The 22,614-nt window shown below is 45.8% G+C and carries 14 protein-coding genes; 4 read left to right on the top strand and 10 right to left on the bottom strand.

All coding sequences use genetic code 11. The features are described from left to right. The first annotated feature begins 192 nt into the window (after positions 1-192). A complete protein-coding gene (locus tag C1T21_RS05215; RefSeq protein WP_103047474.1) occupies positions 193-1,818 on the top strand; it encodes a nitrite/sulfite reductase in 1,626 nt (541 codons plus the stop codon). Between the two features lie 112 nt (positions 1,819-1,930). On the opposite strand, the gene C1T21_RS05210 is transcribed toward C1T21_RS05215, so the two are convergent. From C1T21_RS05210 to uvrB, 3 genes are all read right to left on the bottom strand, one after another. Then, positions 1,931-3,142, bottom strand: a complete 1,212-nt coding sequence (locus tag C1T21_RS05210; protein WP_103047473.1) for a hypothetical protein — start codon at positions 3,140-3,142, stop codon at positions 1,931-1,933. Between the two features lie 410 nt (positions 3,143-3,552). After that, positions 3,553-6,414 carry an excinuclease ABC subunit UvrA gene (gene uvrA / locus C1T21_RS05205; protein ID WP_103047472.1) on the bottom strand — a complete coding sequence of 954 codons (2,862 nt, stop codon included), beginning with the start codon at positions 6,412-6,414 and terminating at the stop codon, positions 3,553-3,555. 172 nt (positions 6,415-6,586) lie between these two features. Further along, the gene (gene uvrB / locus C1T21_RS05200; RefSeq protein ID WP_103047471.1) at positions 6,587-8,578 is read right to left on the bottom strand and encodes an excinuclease ABC subunit UvrB; all 1,992 of its coding nucleotides are present in this window, start codon (positions 8,576-8,578) and stop codon (positions 6,587-6,589) included. 208 nt (positions 8,579-8,786) lie between these two features. Between uvrB and C1T21_RS05195 the strand changes: the two genes are divergently transcribed. Further along, a complete protein-coding gene (locus tag C1T21_RS05195) occupies positions 8,787-9,614 on the top strand; it encodes a flagellar motor protein (protein ID WP_013312221.1) in 828 nt (275 codons plus the stop codon). Next, on the top strand, positions 9,598-10,413 hold the full coding sequence (locus tag C1T21_RS05190) for a flagellar motor protein MotB (RefSeq protein WP_013312222.1): 816 nt from the start codon (positions 9,598-9,600) through the stop codon (positions 10,411-10,413). The genes C1T21_RS05195 and C1T21_RS05190 overlap by 17 nt, the downstream gene beginning before the upstream one ends. A 234-nt stretch (positions 10,414-10,647) precedes the next feature. On the opposite strand, the gene C1T21_RS05185 is transcribed toward C1T21_RS05190, so the two are convergent. Continuing rightward, a complete protein-coding gene (locus C1T21_RS05185; protein ID WP_103047470.1) occupies positions 10,648-10,875 on the bottom strand; it encodes an aspartyl-phosphate phosphatase Spo0E family protein in 228 nt (75 codons plus the stop codon). A 233-nt stretch (positions 10,876-11,108) separates the two neighbouring features. Further along, positions 11,109-12,491, bottom strand: a complete 1,383-nt coding sequence (locus tag C1T21_RS05180; protein ID WP_103047469.1) for a DNA-binding protein — start codon at positions 12,489-12,491, stop codon at positions 11,109-11,111. A 258-nt stretch (positions 12,492-12,749) separates the two neighbouring features. On the opposite strand from C1T21_RS05180, the gene C1T21_RS05175 reads away from it, so the two are divergent. After that, entirely contained in the window at positions 12,750-13,130 is a 381-nt protein-coding gene (locus C1T21_RS05175) for a helix-turn-helix domain-containing protein (RefSeq protein WP_103047468.1), read from the top strand. Positions 13,131-13,892: 762 nt separating this feature from the next. Here C1T21_RS05175 and C1T21_RS05165 read toward each other — a convergent pair. The 5 genes from C1T21_RS05165 to C1T21_RS05145 form a co-directional block, all read right to left on the bottom strand. After that, the gene (locus C1T21_RS05165; RefSeq protein WP_103047467.1) at positions 13,893-17,957 is read right to left on the bottom strand and encodes a glycosyl hydrolase; all 4,065 of its coding nucleotides are present in this window, start codon (positions 17,955-17,957) and stop codon (positions 13,893-13,895) included. Positions 17,958-18,260: 303 nt separating this feature from the next. Further along, positions 18,261-18,644: a hypothetical protein gene (locus C1T21_RS05160; protein WP_029514546.1), complete on the bottom strand. Its 384-nt coding sequence runs from the start codon at positions 18,642-18,644 to the stop codon at positions 18,261-18,263. Positions 18,645-18,916: 272 nt separating this feature from the next. After that, the gene (locus C1T21_RS05155) at positions 18,917-19,474 is read right to left on the bottom strand and encodes a class I SAM-dependent methyltransferase (protein ID WP_103047466.1); all 558 of its coding nucleotides are present in this window, start codon (positions 19,472-19,474) and stop codon (positions 18,917-18,919) included. Between the two features lie 177 nt (positions 19,475-19,651). Then, positions 19,652-20,968, bottom strand: a complete 1,317-nt coding sequence (locus C1T21_RS05150; protein ID WP_103047465.1) for a PDZ domain-containing protein — start codon at positions 20,966-20,968, stop codon at positions 19,652-19,654. A gap of 164 nt (positions 20,969-21,132) precedes the next feature. Continuing rightward, positions 21,133-22,599 (bottom strand): S41 family peptidase, encoded by a 1,467-nt coding sequence (locus C1T21_RS05145; protein WP_103047464.1) that lies wholly within the window; start codon positions 22,597-22,599, stop codon positions 21,133-21,135. Positions 22,600-22,614 lie beyond the last annotated feature (15 nt).

Genomic DNA, 22,614 nt, shown 5'->3' with positions numbered 1-22,614 from the left:
TATATCAAAAAAATAAGCAAAAACGATAAATAATCGTTATACCGTTTAGGTCATTCCTTCGTTTACGGGCATAACCAACTATGATACCATCACATTATATCTTAGTTTTATTGTCGGAAATAAAGAATAAAATCATGAGCCCTCTATCCAAAACACTAAAGTATAAATAAGCACTTACAGGAGGTTAAAAGAATGGCCTACGAACCAATCTGGAACGCTCATCCCGATAAGCTTAACAAATTCGAGTTAGTCAAGCTGGAAAAGGACGGTCTCGACGTAATCCGTACCATTATCGAAAACTATGCCAACGAAGGCTATGACTCGATCTCTGCGGACGATATGGACCGTTTCAAATGGGCTGGGGTATACCAGCAAAAGCCCAAGGATGGTCATTTCATGATGCGGGTCCGCATCAACACAGGGATCATGACTTCAGCACAGGCACATGCATTGGCAGACATATCCGCGCTATACGGACGCGGTCTTGTGGATGTTACCACTCGCCAGGCGATTCAATTTCACTGGCTGACGGTCGAAAGCTTGCCCGATATTTTCGAAAGACTGGAGAAAGTCAATTTGTATTCCTTTGAAGCCTGTGGAGACTGCCCGCGTACCATTGTCGGTAATCCGCTGGCTGGCATCGATCCCAATGAATTGGTGGATACCCAGGAGATTGTAGATGAAGTAAACCGCTTTTTCTTATTAAATCGAGACTTCTCCAATCTGCCGCGCAAGTACAAAATGTCTATTTCCGGTAATACGTACAACAATGCACAGGCTGAAATTAACGACCTGTCCTTCACTCCGGCCACCAAGATCCTCGACGGAAAAGAAGTGATTGGCTTCCATGTGATGGTTGGTGGAGGTTTGTCCGCCAAGCCGCATATGGCACAGTCTCTGGATTTGTTTGTTCGCCCTGAGGAAGTACTGAAGGTTGCTATTGCTGTCACCACCATTTTCCGTGATTACGGCTATCGGGAAAAGCGGCACCATGCCCGCTTGAAATTCCTCGTTGCCGATTGGGGCCCAGACAAATTTCTGGCTAAGCTCACCGAGTACATCGGTGAAATGCCCGGACGAGGCGAGGACAAAACGATTGGCTGGCAAGCCGCCTATTTTGACGGTGTGCATCCTCAAGCCCAAAAAGGTCTGAACTATGTCGGTCTGAACGTGCCTGTCGGTCGCCTTAGTGCTGACGAGTTACATGAACTGGCCGACCTGGCTGACCGCTATGGCGATGGTCAGATTCGTACCACGATGTCGCAAAACATTTTGCTGAGCGGCGTGCCGGATGAGCAAGTGGATGAACTATTGGAAGCCCCCGTGCTGCAACGCCTGACACCACGACCCAAGCATTTTATGAGCCGTACAGTATCGTGCACAGGAAATGAGTTTTGCAATCTGGCGATAGTGGAAACCAAAAAACGGGCGGTTGACGTTGCCGAGTATTTGGATCAGCACGTACAATTGGATGAAAAGGTGCGCATTCATTTTATCGGTTGCCCGAATTCCTGCGGTCAAAAGCATATTGCGGACATTGGTCTGCAAGGCTCGCTCATAAAGACACCGGAGGGCTTGGTCGACGCGTTCGATATCGCTGTTGGCGGAGCGCTTGGAGCAGGCGCCCAGTTTAACAAGGCGCTCAAAGGCCGCGTACGCGGGGATCAGGTTGGACCTGTACTGGCAGAGCTCATTCTGTTCTACAAAGAAAACAGGAGCGCTGGCGAAAGCTTTTACGCATATGTACAGCGTGTAGGTATTCCGACTTTCCAGGAAAAGCTGTCTGCCATTTTACAGTCCAGCCACGTTGCATCCTAAATATAGAGTCTATTAACAGCCTGCTTGTATCACATATACAAGCAGGCTGTTTCTTATCGTCATACAACCTCGCAATATCGTTTCCCTCAATTTCACAAAAAAAGACACCGGATTACTCCGGTATCAATATTTTCGCAAAATCCAGTACTGTTGGCTTATGAGCACCTGTTGTAGATGTCACCACCACGTAGCCTGAAGGTATCTTGTATATCAATCCCGTATCGTATCGGATGCCGAAGGAATTATCCTCCTTATAATGAGTCCTCGTTTCCCACACCTTCGTACCGTTTCCTTTCAGGCCTGTAATGGTGATGCCATGCATCTTCGTGGTTTTACCCAGTGGATCATATTGATCACTGAACTGGACATACAACTGCTCCTCAGGCAGATACACCCGGTCAGCCGCATAGTCCTCTGTATTACTAAATAATTGCAGACCATTACTTAGCACCTGTGTACGCTTGCTGTTTCCTTTAAGCCCTGTTACAGCAATATGACCGCTCGGCAACTCACGTACTGCGGCAATTTCTTTACCTGATCCTAAGTCCAAATGAATGTCACGAATATCGCGACCATATACATCTGCTTGTACCCCAACGGGACCATCTGAGCTGTTCAAAAGCGCATAATATCCATTGTGACTGCCGACCAGCCAACCCGAGGTCACTCCGGCCGTCGTTCGATTCCATTGTAGATCGCCAGTTTCAGTGTATTTGAGTACAGTGAAGGACTGCTCCGCAAGGTTCAGATAGGAGACCAGGAAACTGCCATCCTCCAGTGTCTCCAAACCAACCTGAGAATCTTGCCCATGAGATATCAAGCCATCTGTGGGTAATGTTTTGGACCACAAAGTGTTTCCATCCTCGTCCAATCGTGAGGCCTGCACCTCACGTATTCCGTTCGGTTTTGTATAATCAACCAGAAACAGCAAGCCACCATCCGACGTCTCCCGCTGGACTCCCCTGCTGCTTGTTCCGGGTTGTACGTTCAGGTCCTGCTGATGTTTCCATATAGCCTCCACAGAACTGTCCAGCTTGCCATATGTGACGTGTACTACACTTGCTTCTGTATCGTCCTCGACGTTCAGCATTAAAAACCCACCATTCGCTGCGGGTTGAATGTAATCATGAGCGTTTTCTAAATCCTTAATACTGCCAATTGCTGCACTTGTTTCGATTTCGGCTTGTTTGGGCTCAAACGCCTCGGACACCTCGGAGGCATAGGACGGTGCAGCACTATAACCCATCAAACATGCCGCCAAAGCAGCTCCTGCTGCCCATGTATACACACGTGTACGTAAAACTCTACTTTGCTTAACCTTCAAGCGTTCCAGCTCCCTTCATGACTTCCTCAGAGATGTTGTATGAACCTTAGATGTGATAAAACTACAGACGGTTTCGCTTCAACTTGTAATGGTTGTCACGCGGGCACGGAACTTCGTATGATGCTATATAATCATGATTTATATATTTACCTCTTCAAGCCCGAGCCTAAACATTCAAAACTCCAAAATTTAGAGCCTACTCAGAGACTTTCTGTCGATGAATATACGTATAGATTTATTATTCCAGCGCTTGGTAAACTATGTGTCACATGCTTTAACGCAGGAATTTGATAAAAGTTTTCTTTTTTTACAAAAAAAATAAAGCCCTGCCAAGGCGAAGGCATCAATACAGTAGTTCGTATTCTGCCTTCCTGCCTGTGCAGGGCTTTTAAAACTATGCTAAACGGTATCTATAGATCGACTGTCTGAAGCGCTTGACTACGCTCTGTATCCCGTTCAAGGATCGGCTTTAAGTATCGACCTGTATAGGATTCTTCGACTTTCACGAGCTGCTCCGGTGTCCCGGTAGCCAAGATCGTTCCACCGCCACTTCCGCCTTCCGGTCCTAAATCAATCAGATAATCGGCTGTTTTAATCACATCCAGATTATGCTCAATGACCAGCACCGTCTCTCCTGAATCAACCAACCGATGCAGCACCGTCAATAATCGGGCAATATCGTGAACATGCAGGCCGGTTGTCGGCTCGTCCAAAATATAGATGGTTTTGCCCGTACTGCGACGATACAATTCGGAGGCCAGCTTCACACGCTGTGCTTCACCGCCAGACAAGGTAGTCGCAGGCTGACCCAGCTTGATATACCCCAAACCTACATCCATCAGTGTCTGGATCTTGCGATGAATCTTAGGAATATTTACAAAAAACTCCGTTGCATCCTCTACCGTCATCTCCAGCACATCGGCAATACTTTTCCCTTTGTATTTAACCTCTAGGGTCTCCCGGTTATAACGCTTGCCTTTACACACTTCGCATGGAACATACACATCCGGCAGAAAATGCATCTCAATCTTGATGATGCCGTCGCCTCTACAAGCTTCACAACGACCTCCCTTAACGTTAAAGCTAAAGCGGCCTTTCTTGTAGCCTCGTACTTTGGCCTCGTTCGTCTGCGAGAATAAGTCACGGATATCATCAAATACACCCGTATACGTTGCAGGATTGGAACGCGGTGTACGGCCAATTGGCGATTGATCGATCTCAACAACCTTTTCGATATGTTCTAGTCCGCGAATTTCTTTATGCTGCCCTGGACGTACTCTCGCCCGGTTTAGATCACGCGCTAACGTTTTGTACAAAATTTCATTGACCAGCGTCGATTTTCCAGAGCCCGATACACCAGTAACAGCCGAGAAAACACCCAACGGAATTTTGACATTCACATTTTTGAGATTGTTCTCCTTGGCTCCGCGAATCTCCAGCCATTTATCAGCAGGCTTGCGCCGCTCGGTATTGACCGGAATGAACTTGCGTCCGCTCAAATACTGCCCGGTTAAGGAATTCGGGTCTTCCATAACTTCCTGCGGGGTCCCCTGCGACATGATCATCCCACCATGAATTCCAGCTCCTGGCCCGATATCAATGATATAGTCCGCCGCCATCATCGTATCTTCGTCATGCTCCACCACAATCAACGTATTGCCAAGATTCCGCATATGCTCCAAAGCACTAATCAGACGGTCATTATCTCGCTGATGCAGCCCGATACTAGGCTCGTCCAAAATATAAAGCACACCCATCAGACTGGACCCGATCTGTGTCGCCAATCGGATACGCTGTGCCTCACCGCCTGACAACGTGCCTGCCGCACGACTTAATGTCAGGTATTCCAGACCAACGTTAACGAGGAATCCCAGGCGGCTGTTAATTTCTTTTAAAATGAGATTGGCAATCGACTTCTCCTTCTCACTCAGCTCCAGTGTATGGAAAAAGTTTGAGGCTTCACCGATAGACAAAGCTGTCACAAAAGCTATATTACGCTCTTGAATGGTTACCGACAGACTTTCTTTTTTCAGTCGGTGTCCCTTACAGGTGTTACATGGCTTTGCACTCATAAAGCCTTCAATAAATTCACGTATACCTTCAGAAGCCGTATCACGATAACGACGCTCCAGATTGGGGATAATCCCCTCAAAGGTCACATAGGCTTCCTTACGTTGTCCAAAATCATTCTCATAGCGGAAACGGATCTTCTGCTCTCCCGTTCCATGTAAAATGAGGTTCATTTGTTCTGTCGTCAATTGACTAACAGGAATGTCCTGCGGAATACCGTAGTGCTCGCATACTGACTGTAAAAATTGAGGATAATAAGTGGAAGTTCCCCCGCTCCATGCCTGAAACGCTCCATCCTCCACACTTTTTTCAGGATCGGGAATGAGCAGATCAGGGTCAACTACCATTTTAACTCCTAACCCATCACAATCCGGACAAGCGCCAAACGGACTATTAAAGGAAAACATTCTTGGAGACAGTTCATCTATGCTGAATCCACAAATAGGACATGCAAAGTTGGAGCTGAACCGCAACTCCTCTTGCCCCATAATGTCTACAAGCAACTGCCCACCTGAAAGATTCAGTGCCGTCTCAATAGAGTCAGACAGACGCGCACGCACATCTTCCTTGACTACGATGCGGTCTACGACCACTTCAATCGAGTGCTTCTTGTTCTTTTCCAGCTCAATCTTCTCAGACAATTCACGTAGTTCGCCATTCACACGTACCCGTACAAAGCCCTGCTTGGCTATATCAGTGAACAGTGTTTTATGCTCACCTTTGCGGCCGGATACCAATGGAGCCAGAATCTGAAGTCTTGTCTTTTCAGGATACTGCAAAATGCGGTCTACCATCTGTTCAACCGTCTGTGAAGTGATTTCAATGCCATGTTCAGGACAATGAGGATGACCCACCCGGGCAAACAGCAACCGCAGGTAGTCATAGATTTCGGTAACCGTTCCGACAGTAGAACGCGGATTCCGACTTGTTGTTTTTTGGTCAATGGAAATGGCAGGAGACAGACCATCAATCGAATCAACGTCTGGTTTCTCCATTTGCCCGAGGAATTGACGGGCATACGCAGATAAAGATTCCACATACCGCCGTTGCCCTTCCGCATATATCGTATCGAAAGCCAGTGACGATTTACCTGAGCCGCTAAGCCCTGTCAGGACGACGAACTTGTCCCGTGGAATCGTCACGTCAATATTTTTGAGATTATGCGCGCGTGCGCCTTTGATGATGATGCTTTCATTCGCCAAATGTTTCATCTCCTTAGCCGTAGTTCACGTCATGCTATATCGCATTGGATTATCCCATGGAAGTGATATATCGCAAAGAGAACGACCACATAGGCCGCCCTCACTATTTTTAAAAGCAAAGCAATCAAACATTTTATTTTCATATGTTTTGCTTCTAGCTTATTCTCAATGTTTAATCAGCTCGTAACTCCAGCAAAGCATCACGTAGCTCGGCTGCCCGCTCGAACTGTAGGTTCTTGGCGGCGTCTTTCATCTCTGCTTCCAGACGCTGAATGAGTGATTGACGCTCCTTCTTGGAAAGTTTACCCGTCTCATTAGGAAGGTAATCATTCTTAGACTCTGCCACCTTGGTTGCTTCAATAACATCACGAATCTTTTTACGGATGGTTTGCGGGGTAATCCCATGTTCTTCATTATACTGAATTTGGATCGCACGACGACGTTCCGTTTCCTTTATCGCTTTATCCATAGAATCGGTAATCTTATCGCCGTACATAATAACACGACCGTCACTGTTCCGTGCTGCCCGTCCGATCGTCTGAATCAGAGAGCGCTCAGAACGCAGGAAGCCTTCTTTGTCCGCATCCAAAATTGCAACCAGCGATACTTCCGGCAAATCAAGACCTTCCCGCAACAGGTTGATCCCGATTAGCACGTCGAAGGTCCCCAGACGAAGATCCCGCAAAATAGCCATCCGCTCCAACGTCTTAATCTCGGAGTGCATATACCGAACCTTGATGCCTACTTCTTTTAAATAGTCAGTCAAATCTTCAGACATCTTCTTCGTAAGTGTGGTCACCAGTACCCGTTCCTCACGTTCCATGCGAAGCCGTATCTCATTAATGAGATCGTCAATCTGCCCCTTGCTCGGACGCACCTCAATAATTGGATCAAGAAGCCCGGTAGGACGAATAATCTGCTGTACCATCGTTTCACATTTCTCCATCTCGTAGGGTCCTGGAGTAGCCGATACATAGATGATCTGACTTACCTTGTCCTCGAACTCTTCAAACTTCAACGGACGATTATCCAATGCAGATGGCAAACGAAAACCATGTTCCACCAGTACATTCTTACGTGCTTGGTCACCATTATACATGGCACGAATCTGCGGTAATGTAACATGGGACTCGTCAATGACGATCAACATATCATCCGGGAAATAATCCATCAGCGTATATGGTGTCGCTCCTCGCTCACGGAATGTCAGTGGACCTGAATAATTCTCGACGCCGGAACAAAAGCCAACCTCTTTCATCATCTCGATATCATAGCGGGTACGTTGCTCCAAACGTTGCGCCTCTAATAGCTTCCCTTGCTCCTTCAACTCCGCTAACCGCTCTTCAAGCTCACGTTCAATGTTGACCAATGCTACCTTCATCGTATCCTCATGAGTAACAAAGTGAGATGCCGGGAAAATGGCAATATGATCACGTTCACCGATCAATTCACCCGTAAGCACATTAATCTCGGTAATTCGTTCAATTTCATCCCCGAACAGTTCTACACGTATAGCGTGTTCCCCATGGGAAGCCGGGAATATTTCTACAACATCCCCCCGTACACGGAAAGTACCCCGCACGAAGTTGATATCGTTCCGCTGATATTGAATATCGACCAAGCGGGACAAAATCTGATTGCGGGGTTTCTCCATGCCGACTCTAAGCGAAAGCAGCAGGCTTGAATATTCTTTCGGGGAACCCAGACCATAAATGCAGGAGACACTCGCTACAATAATAACGTCACGACGCTCAAACAGAGAGCTTGTCGCTGAGTGGCGCAGTTTATCAATCTCCTCATTAATGCTGGAATCCTTCTCAATATACGTATCGGAAGACGGGATGTATGCTTCCGGTTGATAGTAATCATAGTAGCTGACAAAATAATCGACGGAGTTATTCGGAAAGAACTCTTTAAACTCACTCGCCAGTTGAGCAGCCAAAGTCTTATTATGTGCAATAACCAGCGTAGGCCGATTCAGCTTGGCAATGGTCTGTGCGATGGTAAACGTCTTACCTGTTCCCGTAGCACCCAATAGCGTTTGATGCTTCTTTCCTTCTGCAATTCCCTCTACCAATTCAAAAATGGCCTGGGGCTGATCGCCTTGAGGTTGGAATTCCGACTGAATTTCAAAAGTCTTATCGCTAACAACGATATCACTCATTGCCCTGCATCACCCTTATCGTCTAAAATGGAAACATCATGATTTTACACCAGTCGAGCTTTAACGTCTTTACCTGTAACTCTATGTCGATATTTCCCGAGCAATGATACTTGGGAAATATGGTTGGATAAGAATGTTTGTTCCCGTATTATACCTCTTTCTTACCGTGGATGCAAACGATAAGTCTTGAATAGGAGTGAATTAAATTTTGGATATCACCATCGTATTGGGCATCATCGCAGGAATCATTGCATTAATCGGTGGCTTCTTATGGGAAGGCGGCGAATTTACAGGGCTGCTTCAAGGTACATCGGCTCTAATTGTATTTGGGGGAACTTTCGCCGCAGTTGTGATCAGCTACCCAGCTTCCAAGCTGAAGACGATCCCCACCGCTCTACGGATGGCATTTAGCCGTGAGGACAATCCTACGAAGCAATATATAGAAGATTTGGTTTCCATGGCGGCCACCTCACGCCGATCCGGTGTGCTTGCGCTAGAGCGTACTTCATCAGAGCATCCGAATGCATTTTTGCGTGAAGGTCTTCAGTTGGTCATCGACGGCACCGAGCAGGAGCAGATCAAACAGATTTTAGAGCTTGAGTTAGATGCCATTGAACACAAACATGAAGGGTACGCCAAAATATTTGAATCCGCAGGCGGTTATGCCCCTACGATGGGAATTATCGGTACTGTCATGGGCCTGATCCATGTACTGGGCAGCCTGACCGAGCCTACTGCGCTTGGTCCGTCCATTGCTGTTGCTTTTATCGCAACACTATACGGCGTTGCTAGCGCCAATCTGATCTTCCTGCCCATCGCGTCCAAAATAAGAGCTGCCAGTGAGAGTGAAATTATCACGATGGATTTGCTGCTGCAAGGTATTCTGGCTATCCAAAACGGAGAGAATCCAAAGCTTGTACGCAAAAAGTTGGAGTTCTTTATCCGCTCAGAGCAAAATATAGATCGCAAACCGCCTCGTCGCTCACGCACAGAGGACGCTTCTCCAAAGGAGGACTTCCATGAGAGCGCGCGGTAAGCGCCGTGGGGGTCAAGGAGGCGGCGGAGACCATCGTGACCGCTGGATGATTACCTATGCCGATCTGATCACCCTGCTGCTCATATTTTTCGTTGTGATGTATGCCATGAGTAGTCTGGATGCTAAAAAATACGATGTCGTTGTTCAATCCCTCCAGGATACGTTCCACAAGGGAGATTCTATTTTGGAGCAAGGCTCGGGCATTACAGGTACTGCCGATCGTTACACCAGCAAGAATCCACCCACGACCAAGCAACCAGCAGCCGATAAAAAAGAAGCTGGATCGACAAAGCTCACCGAACGTGAACAAGCATTCCGCACGCAGGAAAAAGAGTTGCAAAATTTAATGGGTGTCATTCAAGAATATATTACGGACAACAAACTGGAAAACCAGATTTTTGTGTCAGATCAGCCGCGTGGTATTGTCATTACGCTAAATGACCGCTTTTTATTCGATCAAGGTAGAGCTGCACTCAAGCAAGGCTCTGCCAACACGCTATCCAAGTTGGCCAGTCTGTTTCGAGATTTGAAAACACCGATTAGCATTGAGGGCCATACAGACAACATTCCGTTCACGCGCTCCTCGAACTCATCGACGTATAAGGATAACTGGGAGCTTTCCGGCGCACGGGCACTATCTGTACTCCGATTCTTTCTCGACAGAGAACAACTTTCACCCTCAGGATTTCAGTATGCGGGGTATGCAGATACCCGGCCGGTTGGTGACAATAGCACCGAAGCTGGACGACAAAAAAACCGCCGTGTCGAAATTACTGTGCTGCGCCAGCTTCAACAGTAAACCCCAAAAACCTCCTGAGTCACGCAATAACGTGAATCGGGAGGTTTTTTATACATATTCATCATTAATACATGGCTTCCGCTCTGATGTAGACGCAGAACAATAAACCGTACGAACAACGTGTATAAGAGCGGCGTACGAGATGCAATAGAGATTATTTTGTTTATTCTATATCCCACTATGTATTAGAAGCCCTGGTGAAGTTAGGTTTTATCTTGTCATGATACTTGAAGATTAATAAGATAGGACAAGCTCGTGTTGCTTCTCTTGTATTTGTGAACTTTGGGGTATGCTCTGTTGTCTACGATAGCTATATTTCCAGTCGGTGTATTTATTAAGGAGTCGATCCAATTCCATGGACTTGATTAACACCCGCCGATCCTTCAATCCCACCTCATTCGCCAAATCATTTAGTTCCTTCCGCTTTTCTTCGATGCATTCCTCCAATTGTTTCCATTTCACATCAATAAACCTCCTGTTCGGTGTGGTATTTACATTAGTTTACAAGCTGATACCTTCCCTACAGGTTAAAAATATAATAAAACCCAATTCATCCCTTTAACGGGATGAATCAAAAAAGCCAATTCTTTTGAATTGGCTTTTTTGATAACTATTAACCTCCTGCACCATGTCCAAAAACAACAATGTTATGAGAGAATGCTAAAAAGCTAAAAAAACCCATAATCAGCATGTATTTAAGGTTTTTTACTCGCATTGATTAAAACCTCCTCCATGATACCTTCATATTCTGATTTTTGGTCTTTTGTTGCTTTGTTTCTAAACCTTTCAAATAATGCTGTACAAATCATAAACTTTTCTTTACTGCTGATTTCCAGACATTTCTTCAAGCTTTTTAAAACATAATAGATGCCTTTTTCATGGGAAAGGTTATTAAACATATAGATAGCCAGTTGAAAACATAAATCAGCATATGTGTCGTAACTAAACGACTGTTTATAGTAGCTGGCTTTCATAGATAATTCATTATTAAATGAGGCCAATTCATGAGAAAACTGTTGGAGAATATGTTCAATTAAAAAACCGTGCTTGTTAGCCGACTCTACTATCGTTAATAAACCCAACAAAATCTCGGGTGGGTTATTTTTCAGAAATTGAATATACATTGGTAAACTACTTGTATCGCCCATAAGAATTTTCAAGCTAAGTTGATTAGCATTTGCCCAAAGGGTGAACTTTTGTACTTCTTTTTGTCCAATTTCCCCTAAATCTTCAAACCAACTCAAATCAGCATAGCCAGAAATATACTTCATGGCCTCCTCATATCTTTCTTGTTTTTCCAATGCAATTCCCTTCATCAAATAACCTTGACCATAGTAGACAACTAAATGTCTTTCAGTTTTCAATGTAAAACTCTTTTTATTAGTTTCTCTACTTTTACATACAATAGTTGTAAGCGCTCTTAATTCATCCGCATAACGCTCTGCTTCTTTCCATTGATGCAAATTGTGATAAAGATTTAACAGTTTAAGCAAACCATCTAAATGATATTCTAAGGGTACCCGATTTCTAAAGGGTACAAATCTTAGTGCGGCCTCCAAATTTCTTTCCATACTTTCACTAACAGAGATTGAAAAAATTCTATAATGACTAATTGCCAACCTCTCTGAATGTTGGTATTTCTCATTTTCAATGACACATTCATAGAAAGGAATTGCCTCTTTTAACTTTCCTTCTTCATAAAGCTCCTCTGCCAAAGCAAAGATTGTTGGAATGTGGTTAAGATCTTCCATTAAGCGTGAGAGCACTTTCTCCACGCATCGCAGATTTCCTACTTCAACACAACGAATCAGGAACGGCTTGACCCTTTTCCAATGTGGTCTTCCATCATAAAAACATTCATCCACATACAGGTCGTACAACCAGCCTTCTGGATAATTAAACGCTTTGGTAATCAAGTCCATTTGTCTTACCGAGATAGGTTTAGGCGGATTGCCGTTAAGCATAGCACTAAATATGCCCCGGTTAAGCCCCGTAGCTTGTCCAAAACTATTAAAAGTGTAGCCACCTAGTTTTAATTCTTTCTCAATTTCCGAACGGATCGTGGTTGCATTTTCCAATAAAAACACCCCCGGCGTATTCAGAGGATTTTAAAAAAAATCACCCTCCTCGACAATCAATTACAATATACTAGAAATTATATGAATAAATTGGATGACGGTCAACCCCTTTTCTACACTGTTTTATTATATTATGGAATTTGATGTTTATTAAAATAGTTCTTACAAGAACTAAATATCGAATAATTAAGGTAATTTAATTACCTCCACGCTTAATCTAGCTTTGTCTACACTCTTACTATAGGAGTGTGGGTGTCTATGGAAACAACGAAACTATTAGGAACGAAAATCCGTCAATTTCGAAAATTGCGGGGTATTACACAAGAACAGTTAGCAGAAGCATCCGATTCAACAGGTTCCTATATCGGCAAGTTGGAGCGCGGTGAGGTCAATGTACAAATTAAAACTTTGGAGAAAATAGCCGAAGCGCTAGACACCAATGTATTTGCATTTTTTGATTTTAATCCTTTTAAAGAACTCAAAAGTCAGCCCTGGATATGGGAATGCATTCATATCCTTTCCCAGCAGAGTGAAGCGGATCAAAATAAAGCTTATCGGATTTTAAAGGAACTTTTCTCGTCAGAGAGTGAGCTTTTAGACAACAACTCAGATAAGTCAGGTGAATATGGGAAATTTTAATTTGTCCCAATTTGCTATGTACCTAAAGTAAAATCTCTACTTGGGACTGGGGAGGATTGCCCCTATAGCGTGAGATACATAAAAACACTTTCAAGAGAATGCAACCCTGTCGTAAGCTTGGGGGATAACCTTGGAGGTGCTTTGCGTTGACTACTGGAGTGAGTTACCCCTTAGAAATAAAGATGAAAGCGGCAATTTCATGCAGGGCGTCCCTGTGTAAACTCGTCACGGGCATCACCTATTACCTATTGGCGGTAAAATGCAGTGCTCTCCAGTAATCTAGATCTGTACAACGGGGAAATTGTGGCTTACAGTATAGCGGGTAAGCAAGATACGTCCTTTGTTTTAGATACACTGAGTCAACTTCCCGAATAAGTAAGTGTGCTGCTCCACAGTGGTCAAGACAGCGCATATACATCTCAGGTATACCCAGCTGTAGGAAAGGGAAAAGGCATTACCATGAGCATGTCCCGTAAAGGAGTGCCCACTGATCATCCCCCATCGAATTCGTTTCATTTCAAATTAAAGTCTGAAACGTTCTATCTCGAAAATCTCATGTGTAAACGACACAATCGTTGTATAGACAGTTCGAGATTATATCACTTACTGTAACTCAATTTAATTGGGATTCAAGCGAAACTAAATAACCAGTCACTGGTGGATTTCCAGCGACTGGCTGCTCGCTACAACTGCTCTACGCACCGCGTTTCCTTCTCCACACTTGTAAGAGAGATGCTCTCGCGGATTCTCGTAAAATCCTCCTTAACTAGCTGTCGGTTCGGTTCCCCAAACAAGTACGCCATTATGATACAACGTAGCTTTCGTATGATCGGCATATGAAGTTTGCGTGGCTTTATACGAGTAATCGTCACTTTCGTTATAGTTCGACCAGTCTGCTTTATGAATACGGGTTTGAATTCCGCCCGTGCTTCCTCCAGGTGCTAACACGCCTGCATCCGAGTTGAAGCTGACTTCCAAATAATAATCAGCACCGGTTGCAGCTTTATCCATTTTAACCAACTTACCATTCAGCTTCGAGCAGCTCAGCGTCGCATAGTCGCAGTTGAATGTCTGCGCGCGGTCGCCGTCGATCGTGTAGTAGTAGCGAATTTTCAACTCGTTGATCGGTACGGAGGTTGTACCTTTGTTTAAAATTTGGAAATGCGGGTTCAAGTGATTGTCGTTCACATTTGTATCCGCTGTGCGATACTGGAGCACCAGTCCCGTTGTTGGCTGCTGAGTATCCGCTTTCGGCGCTGCGCTAGCAGTGTTCGAAACCGTTTGACCTGCATCGTTCTTCGCTACGACTTGGTAATAGTACATCGTGTCTGCCGTTACGGCTGTGTCGATGTAGCTACTTCCGTATACATCGCTCGCTACTGTGGCGAACGTACCGTTTTCAGCCGTCGAACGCTTCACTTCATAGCTTGCCGCATTCGCCGATGCTGTCCAGCTCAGCTTTACTTTCGCCGTTTCGCCCGCTGCGTTCAGCGTGAAGCTGCCCGGTACTGATGGTTGCTCGGTAATGCCATACGTTTTTAAGTTAGTCGGGAGCTTATCAAGCGTAATGACGTTCGGATGATTATACACTTTTTTCAGATGCTCAAGACTGTTTTGTTTGCCGTCTCTCAGGAAATCCCCATACCATGTAGCGAACCAGCTCCAATGGGCTTGATACGCCTTCATCAGATCAGGATCTGGAATAGGTCCGTTTTCGCTCATGGCAACTAACTTTTTGTCCTTGCCCAATGTAACAAGGTCTTCGTATTTTGCAATCTGCGGGCTGTAGTCGCCTGCTTGCGGATAAGAGTCAAAGCTCAAAATATCCACATACTCATCTCCCGGATACCAGTCGGGAGCAACAGAGTTCCAGACCCAGATCAGATTGTTCAATTTGTGCACTTTAGTCAAACGGTCATGCATTAAAATATACAATTTTTTAACAGGCTCAGGGCCTTTGGCGCCCCACCAGAACCATTTGCCTTCCGCTTCGTGCAAAGGACGGAACAGGACAGGAACTTTCGCATCCTGCAACTTCTTCAATTGCCCTGCAATCACATCGATGTCGCGAATAAGCAATTTATAATCTTCGGACTCTGGATGATTCATCGCATATTCGATATCGAATGTAGTCGAATCGGCATAGAAGCCTCTCCACCATTCTTTTCCCTGCGTATCGATCAGACCTTTCGGCGCGTTCCAGTGCCACGCAAAGGTAACGATGCCCCCTTGCTTATCCCATTCAATCGCCTTTTCCGTCTCTGTGGAACTAAGACCGTGTTCCGCTCTGCTTGGCGAGTAGTCGATTAGGTCAAGCGCTGCAATAGCCGGCTTTTTACCTACATTTGCTTGAAGCCAATCAATTTCGGGCATATCCTCTTGACCGGAGAGCATATTCTTGCCGTATTGATCAACCAGGTAGTTCATCAATGCTTTTGCTTCTACCGTCGCATTCGGATTGATGAGCGTTTTGGTTACCGCATGCGGTGGACGGTCAGCAGCTGGCTCCAGCTTGACATAGTCGATATCATACCAGCCCCAGCCTGTTTCAAAATCGATCGTATTCGCCCCTGCATTCAACAGAAGCTTGCCTCCGGAAGTTTCTTTAAAATCAGCCGATTTCGAAAGTATCAGCTCGCCAAACGCTTTGCCGTTTAAAGAGAAATTCGTACGTTTGTCATCATAAGGAGAACGGTAGCCGATTGTAAGATTGTACAAGCCTGCCGCCTCTGCCTGAATCGTCATCGTCAGGGAATCCCCTGCATTGTGGAAATTAGTTACATAACCAGTACCGGAGAAGCCGGTCCCGCTGGATTCCACAATGGTTCCCTTCAGCGTGCCATCTTCGGCTTCATAGCGATCTTGTCCGTCTACAGGCGTTCGAGGAACCGCTTTCAAAACATTGGATTCGCTCGTTCCCGCCTTTGTTTTTGCGGTTATTTTATAATAATAAGAAGTGCCGTTCGTTACGTTAGTATCCGTATAAGACGTTTCGACCAAGTTGGATGCTACAGCAGTAAAAGGACCGTTTTCATACGTTGCCCGCTGTACACTGTAACTTACAACTTCGCTGGAAGCGTCCCAGGACAAATCGACTTTCCCATCGCCAGCCTCAGCCCTCAGCGCAAAGCTTTCAGGACCTTCCACAGGTGGCACAGTCGTATCATTGCCAGCAGTCAACACGATGTGATAAGCCGTCAAAGGCGGTACTGTATAGGTAAAGCGGTTGCCTGAAATTTGCGTGATTGGCGATGCTTCCTTAATTTGCGAGCTATTTTTGTCGAAGCCCCATACTTTACCGGAACCGTAAGTCGTCTCGCCGGAAAGATCAAATTGGGCGTCGAATGCACTGTCCATGCTTTTATTCATGACAACGAGGTGCAGTTCTTTGTAGGATGCATCCGTTACGGAAGCATGCACCGAGCTATTAACAATATCCGACGTTTGCGCATGAACGCTGATATCACCGAAAGTAGAGCTTTTTCCGTCATAATTGCGGTAAAGCTTGTAAGCGGCACTAACGTAGTTGTTGGCACCATCCTTTAACTTCCAGTAGTTTGACATATAAACGTCGTTTTTGCCCAAGATGCCCAGCACATCGGCCATAGCGATACCGCCGGAAATATCATTTTCGCCGCCATAGCTATACTCAGTCAAAGCTAGCTTGGTTCCCGGGTAATACTGATCCACCGACTGCTTTAATCGAGGCAGTAAAGGCAAGAATTCACTGTTCCATTGAGCGATCCAGCTATCTTCCTTGTAGGTCGGGTCCCACAAGGTACGAGGCGCCTGCATTCTGGCCTTCTTCGTCTCGTCGTTGCCTACCTCATTTGTAATTCGTATGCCTCCGCCCATCGCTTCAGGATACCAGTGTACATCAAAGACATCCAGCAATCTCTTGCCTTCGGCTTGCGAGCTGAGGCGCATTTGATCGAGGTAATAGTCCACGAACCAGCTGTAGTTGCCTTTTACAGAGTTCCAATCAGGTGCAGTTTGAAGATCTTTATAGGCGCCAAAACCGTAAAGAACGGGTCCAAAAATTTCCGCACCCGCGTCAATTGCTTTAACAGCTTTGGATAAACTTACCGACCGGTCTACCAACTCTTTCGCTCCGACCTTTTCACCATGAATGCGCGGATGCGTATGCGACCAGAGAGCGGGTTCATTGTCGAGCGAGTATCCTTTCACACCTGTTTTTGTTGAAGCAGAGCCATACTTTTTCACTAAAAAGTTGACGAATTCATCCGCATAAACCTGATTGTCTTTCAGATCAGGCTGCAATTGAAACGGCGCATTTTTAGCGTTTACGACCTCATTCCACCGAGCGGAAGGAGCCTTTTCGCTTTCCTGCACACTTCCGTTTCCATCCTTGGCCACATAACCGGCCATCGGCAGTGTGACTAAAGAATATGTGCCCTGCTTCAGCGATTGATCGTGAAACGAGGTTGCCACCGCACCTGGCTTTTCACATTCGGCTTTTGTCAATCCGGCGTTGTCGCATAAATAGCTATCGCTGGACTGCATCCAGTCGCTTCCTGCATTGGACATATTGTTTTCCCAGTTATATCCGGTCATTCGATTGCCACCAAGTCGTCTGGCAGTCAGATTCTCATCGCCTGCCAACTCCTGATTCGTACCGTAAATATAAGGGCTAATAGGCTTACGATCCTTGGATGTATCAACTTTAATGGTAACGGTCTTTGCCGTTTGACCGTGAACTACAGTTGGAGTCGGTAGAGCCCCCCCTACTATAATCGTGCATGCCATGACGACAGGCAGCCATTTGGAACGTTTGGACCAAATACTACTACTATTTTTCGCCTTCATGCCGTTTTCCTCCCTTCAATTTAAAAAGAGCGGCACCCATACGAATGCCCCTCCTTGAGGCTTTAAGGCCCCTTCCCTGTCCCCAAACGTGCTTATCGTTCCGTTGCAGCGTCATATCCGTGCTTGAAATGTTCCAGCCGAAAACAACACCCTCTTTCTTTGAAACTGGATTTATAATATTACCTTAACACAAAGGTATATTGACATTTTTAACTATTATTTTAATTAACTAGTATTAATTTCTTAAATAACCATATAGTTTGAGGTATCCCAATAGCTCTTGCTCATCCACACTCGTCTTCCCTAGCGCACTTTATCCTTTTGAATAAGCTTATAATAGATGCGTGCAGGCTCTGACTCTCCAGTGGATAAAATGTATTCTGCCAAAGGTGCGCACAGTTTTTGGAGATAGAAGGAGTATAGCAGCTCGGCCGTGTCAAAATGAATTTTCAACACTTGCTTCATCAAGCCTTCGAATTTGGAGTAATCCAGTTCTTCCGGGGTAATATCAAACGGGTATTCAGGAAAGGTTTTTTTCTGAATTTCAACAAACTGCTCCCTAAGCTTCGGTTGATTGCCTGAACGGGCAGCCGAGAAATTCATCATAAAAAAAGATACAAAATCCGTCTCACGGTCACTTAACTTATAGTACTCACACCAACGCATGAATATCAGCGGTTTTACCATATATAAATCTCCTTTAACAAAAGTTCAGATTTATCATGAATCTTACAAAAATCTAGCAGGTTCCATCTTATGTAATATATAGGTTAAGCCCCATTTTAAAATATGATTCCTTAAATGAATTTTGCTTTTTAACATATCCCCTCCTTATATATCCATAAAAGTGCACAACAAAAAAAGACCGTTTCAGCATCTCAATGACGCTGACCAAGTCTTCTCATAACCATCCGTATATACACATCGTATTTATTCTAATCCTCTACATAGCTGCAAGGTTACAGGCTGCAAGTGAACACATAAGCGGGCGGGACATTGCAGTTTACCTTTTTAATCTGAATGTCAGCAAAAAAGGTGCGAAAAAAATTGTGTTTGACCTTGCTGTACTGGAACGTAATAAATTTGCCTTCCTGGCCCAAAACCTCAGCCGTTTGTCCCAAAATGAGGCTGGATAATGCAGCGGGCAAGCTGGTGAAAGGGAGCCCTGACACGACATAATCCACTTTTGGGACCTCATACTGTCGTATATACTGCGCTACATGCTCAGCCGATCCATGAATAATGTGTACCCTCTCCAAGTGTCCGTACTTGCTTTGTAGCGTTTTGTAAAACGATTCATTAGCTTCAATCACTAAAAGTAGCGTTTCTGGACGCTTGTTCAAAATAAGCTCTTGCGTAAACACACCGGTCCCTGCACCATATTCAATAATGCACGATGCTTTGTCAAAGTAAATCGGTGTGGCAATTTGTCTGGCCAACTGTCTTGAGCTGGGTATAACAGCGCCTACGCTGCGTGGATGCCTGATGTACTCTCGAATAAAGTGGATCGCGTTCATCTTTTCCTCTCCCTGCTTGACACACATGATAGGCATTCGGTTCATCAACACTTCTTATTACATATTCATTGTATACCGATCAGAATATTGATTTCAAGCAGGCTACTGTCGGCATATAAAAAGAGCGTAGCCTTATTCGACTCTAATCAAATAATGACTACCCTCTTATTGTAACATCTATTTGTCCATGGTATCCAAATGTGCCTTCTCTGCCTGCGATGCCTGTCCAGCTTTACGTCGTCGTGCGCCTATATGCATGGCAACAATCCGATAGATGGAGGCTGGCTGTATGGATACGGCCCAGCTCGCGTCTGCATCCGGTGCAAGCACGACCCCTAGCTGGTGATGATCGCCATCGTACATGCCTCGCTGCACAAACTTGCTCTCGCCCTGCAGATTGCGTACCTCCAGCTTGCAAAAAGCAGAGTTGATCCGCAAGGCCTGATGTAACTCGGCACGGGTATTCACAACAATCCCATTCACGCGGTAAATGGCCTCGCCCGGCAGTATGCCCATGGCTGTCGCCGGACTGTCTGGCAGCACAGCGAGAACACGCATCCCTTGCTCTGGATGGACAAACATCGGGCTAAGGCGACTTTCCTCTATATTACCATACCAGATCAGCGCCTCATGAGCCAGAAAGGAGAATAACGCTGCTAACAATATCAGCGGACTCCACCATGCAGCCAGCAAACTCAGCAGAAGTAAAGCCACACTGTACATGAGCAAACGGTTCGAAGTAAGTACCGCCTTCTGTCGTGGTAGCTGGCCTAGCGTCACGCTGCTGAAGCCCATCAGGACTGGCAAGGCTGCCAGCATATACCCAGTTCCGGCATCGCCGCCGAACAAAGGTGTCCAGGGAAGCGTGAATCCTCCCTGAGTCGGTACCAGCAACAACAACGGAATGGGCCAGAGGTCTTCCATACGATAACCGCCAACCAATCTTCCCCGTTTGCCCTCGACAAACAGCGGAGTGGCCGCCTTCCCCCCTTGCCAGCGAACCAACAGCGCCTCAGCCACATGCAGCACGGCGACCAACACCAACAGTGCTGGAATATCCAATCCGCGGATGGCTGCTACTGATGTTCCGAGCGCTCCCCCAGGTTGCCAGCCACTGGCCACGTTTAGGGAAAATTGAACCACACCTAGCAGACCTACCGAATAAGCGAGACACAGGTAACGGACGCGTACCAGCATGAGCAGTAATGTCGCTACCCACAGGCACACGATGGAAGCCGAGTTCAGATGCACACTGACGAACATTCCCAGAGCAGATAGCGCCATTCCAGCAAGCAAACCACTCCATACGACACGCCAAGTCTCTGCAGCCCAGCTATGCATTTTGGTATGAAATAGCTTGCGCTCCAGCAGCATTTGCCGACGATAACCAAGTGCGACAATGAGTATCGAGATATAATAAAACGGCTGCAAAAGCAGGTACAAGCAAGCATTTAAGACGCTCCATCCCCATTGTAATGCCCATTCCAAGTCCATTCACACTCCTTATGCCCCTGGCCCGCTGTATAGCGGATCACGTACATTTCATATCCATTCATTCTATATGAAATTGCCAACGTAGGGAAGACAAACCGACAGTCTTCAAATAAATTCCAATATAAAAGGAGGCTGTTTCCAGCCCCCTTGTTGTAGCCTCACTATTATTTCGCTGCGCTTGTCTTCATTTCCTTCCGAATCTCTTCAATCCCCTGCTTGAGTTGATTATCATTTTTCGGATCACGAATTTTCTCAATCAGCTTGGCTTCCATCGCTGCTGCTGTCTTCGCATCAATGATGCCGCTAGCCGTCAGCTTCGCTTGTTTTTGAAAAGCAATAACAGAGCTTTCAGTTACTTTGTCAAAATAGCCATCCTCGCGACCTGGGTTGTAACCCAAGCCTTGCAGAATGATTTGTGCATTTTTCACATCACTGCTATTCATATTGTATTTCAGGGACTTTTCCTTGTTCAACGGTGCTGCTGTGAAGTATTCAGGCTGTTCCACCGCGATATTCGGCTTAATCCCTTTTTTATGAATCCACGTTCCATTTGGCGTTAACCATTTGGCAATCGTGATTTTGAGCAGGCTACCGTCACCCATTTGCTTGTCATAGCTGGTTTGTACAGTACCTTTACCAAAGGAATTTTCCCCAATCAACACGGCACCCGCTGATTGCTGGAGAGCACCTGCCAGAATTTCGGACGCACTTGCGCTACCTTTATTCATTAGCAAAGTCACAGGGTAATTTTTGCGTGAACCTTTGGATTTCTCTTCTTCACGCTTCTGATTCTTGTCTTCCACCTGTACAATCGTTTTGCCGGAAGGTACAAATTGCTGTGCAATATCAATGACGACGGAAAGCACGCCGCCCGGGTTATTACGCACGTCAATGACGAGCCCTTTAAGCCCTTGCTTTTCGAGCTTCGCTAACTCTTCCTTGAAACGTTCTGCTGTATTCAAGGAGAACTGGGTGATCGTGATGACGCCTACACCGTCGCTTTCCATATGAGCCGTTACAGTTTCCATATCAATGTTGTCACGGGTAATCGTGTATTCGAGCGGATCAGGAGAGCCACTGCGCTGAATTTTGACTTTCGCCTGACTGCCTTTAGGTCCACGGATTTTGGAAACGGCCTTGTTTAGATCCAATCCGTCCAGTGTTTCACCATTAACAGACAAAATAATATCCTTAGAGCGCAACCCTGCCTTCTCTGCCGGGGAGCCTTTAATTGGCGTGACTACAACTACTTTCCCGTTTTCGGCAGCTACTTCGGCTCCGATCCCGGTAAAAGAACCTTCAATGGATTGCTCGAACTGTTGTGCAGTTTCTTTACCCATATAAGAGGAGTACGGATCGCCAAGCGACTCCATCATACCATTGATGGCGCCATCCACCAGCTTGGTACGATCCACATCCTGATAATATTGTCCCTGAATCAGGTCCATCGCCGTCTCGATTTTGCGGATATCACTTCTGGAGGTAGAACTGCTACCTGTCACACTCGCCAGCAGTCCTTCGCCCAGAGCGCTGTTCCCTACTGTAGTCGTTCCAGTATAGGCAAAAGTGAGCAGACTGCCGCCAAGCAGCCCGATCACCATCAAGAGTATCGCTGTACTTTTTTTCAACATCTAATCGTCCACCGC

Origin of the sequence: Paenibacillus sp. F4, assembly GCF_002894905.1 — a bacterium.
GTDB classification, from domain to species: domain Bacteria; phylum Bacillota; class Bacilli; order Paenibacillales; family Paenibacillaceae; genus Paenibacillus; species Paenibacillus polymyxa_B.
The sequence above is the reverse complement of the archived record's forward strand: the minus strand, read 5'-3'. Positions and strand labels throughout refer to the sequence as shown.

Bases quoted from the DNA above. Each gene is read 5' to 3' on its own strand.
- C1T21_RS05165 (WP_103047467.1), bottom strand. From the start codon at position 17,957: ATGAAGGCGAAAAATAGTAGTAGTATTTGGTCCAAACGTTCCAAATGG.
- C1T21_RS05150 (WP_103047465.1), bottom strand. From the start codon at position 20,968: ATGGACTTGGAATGGGCATTACAATGGGGATGGAGCGTCTTAAATGCT.
- C1T21_RS05190 (WP_013312222.1), top strand. From the start codon at position 9,598: ATGAGAGCGCGCGGTAAGCGCCGTGGGGGTCAAGGAGGCGGCGGAGAC.
- C1T21_RS05175 (WP_103047468.1), top strand. From the start codon at position 12,750: ATGGAAACAACGAAACTATTAGGAACGAAAATCCGTCAATTTCGAAAA.
- C1T21_RS05160 (WP_029514546.1), bottom strand. From the start codon at position 18,644: ATGGTAAAACCGCTGATATTCATGCGTTGGTGTGAGTACTATAAGTTA.
- C1T21_RS05155 (WP_103047466.1), bottom strand. From the start codon at position 19,474: ATGAACGCGATCCACTTTATTCGAGAGTACATCAGGCATCCACGCAGC.
- C1T21_RS05145 (WP_103047464.1), bottom strand. From the start codon at position 22,599: ATGTTGAAAAAAAGTACAGCGATACTCTTGATGGTGATCGGGCTGCTT.
- C1T21_RS05215 (WP_103047474.1), top strand. From the start codon at position 193: ATGGCCTACGAACCAATCTGGAACGCTCATCCCGATAAGCTTAACAAA.
- uvrB (WP_103047471.1), bottom strand. From the start codon at position 8,578: ATGAGTGATATCGTTGTTAGCGATAAGACTTTTGAAATTCAGTCGGAA.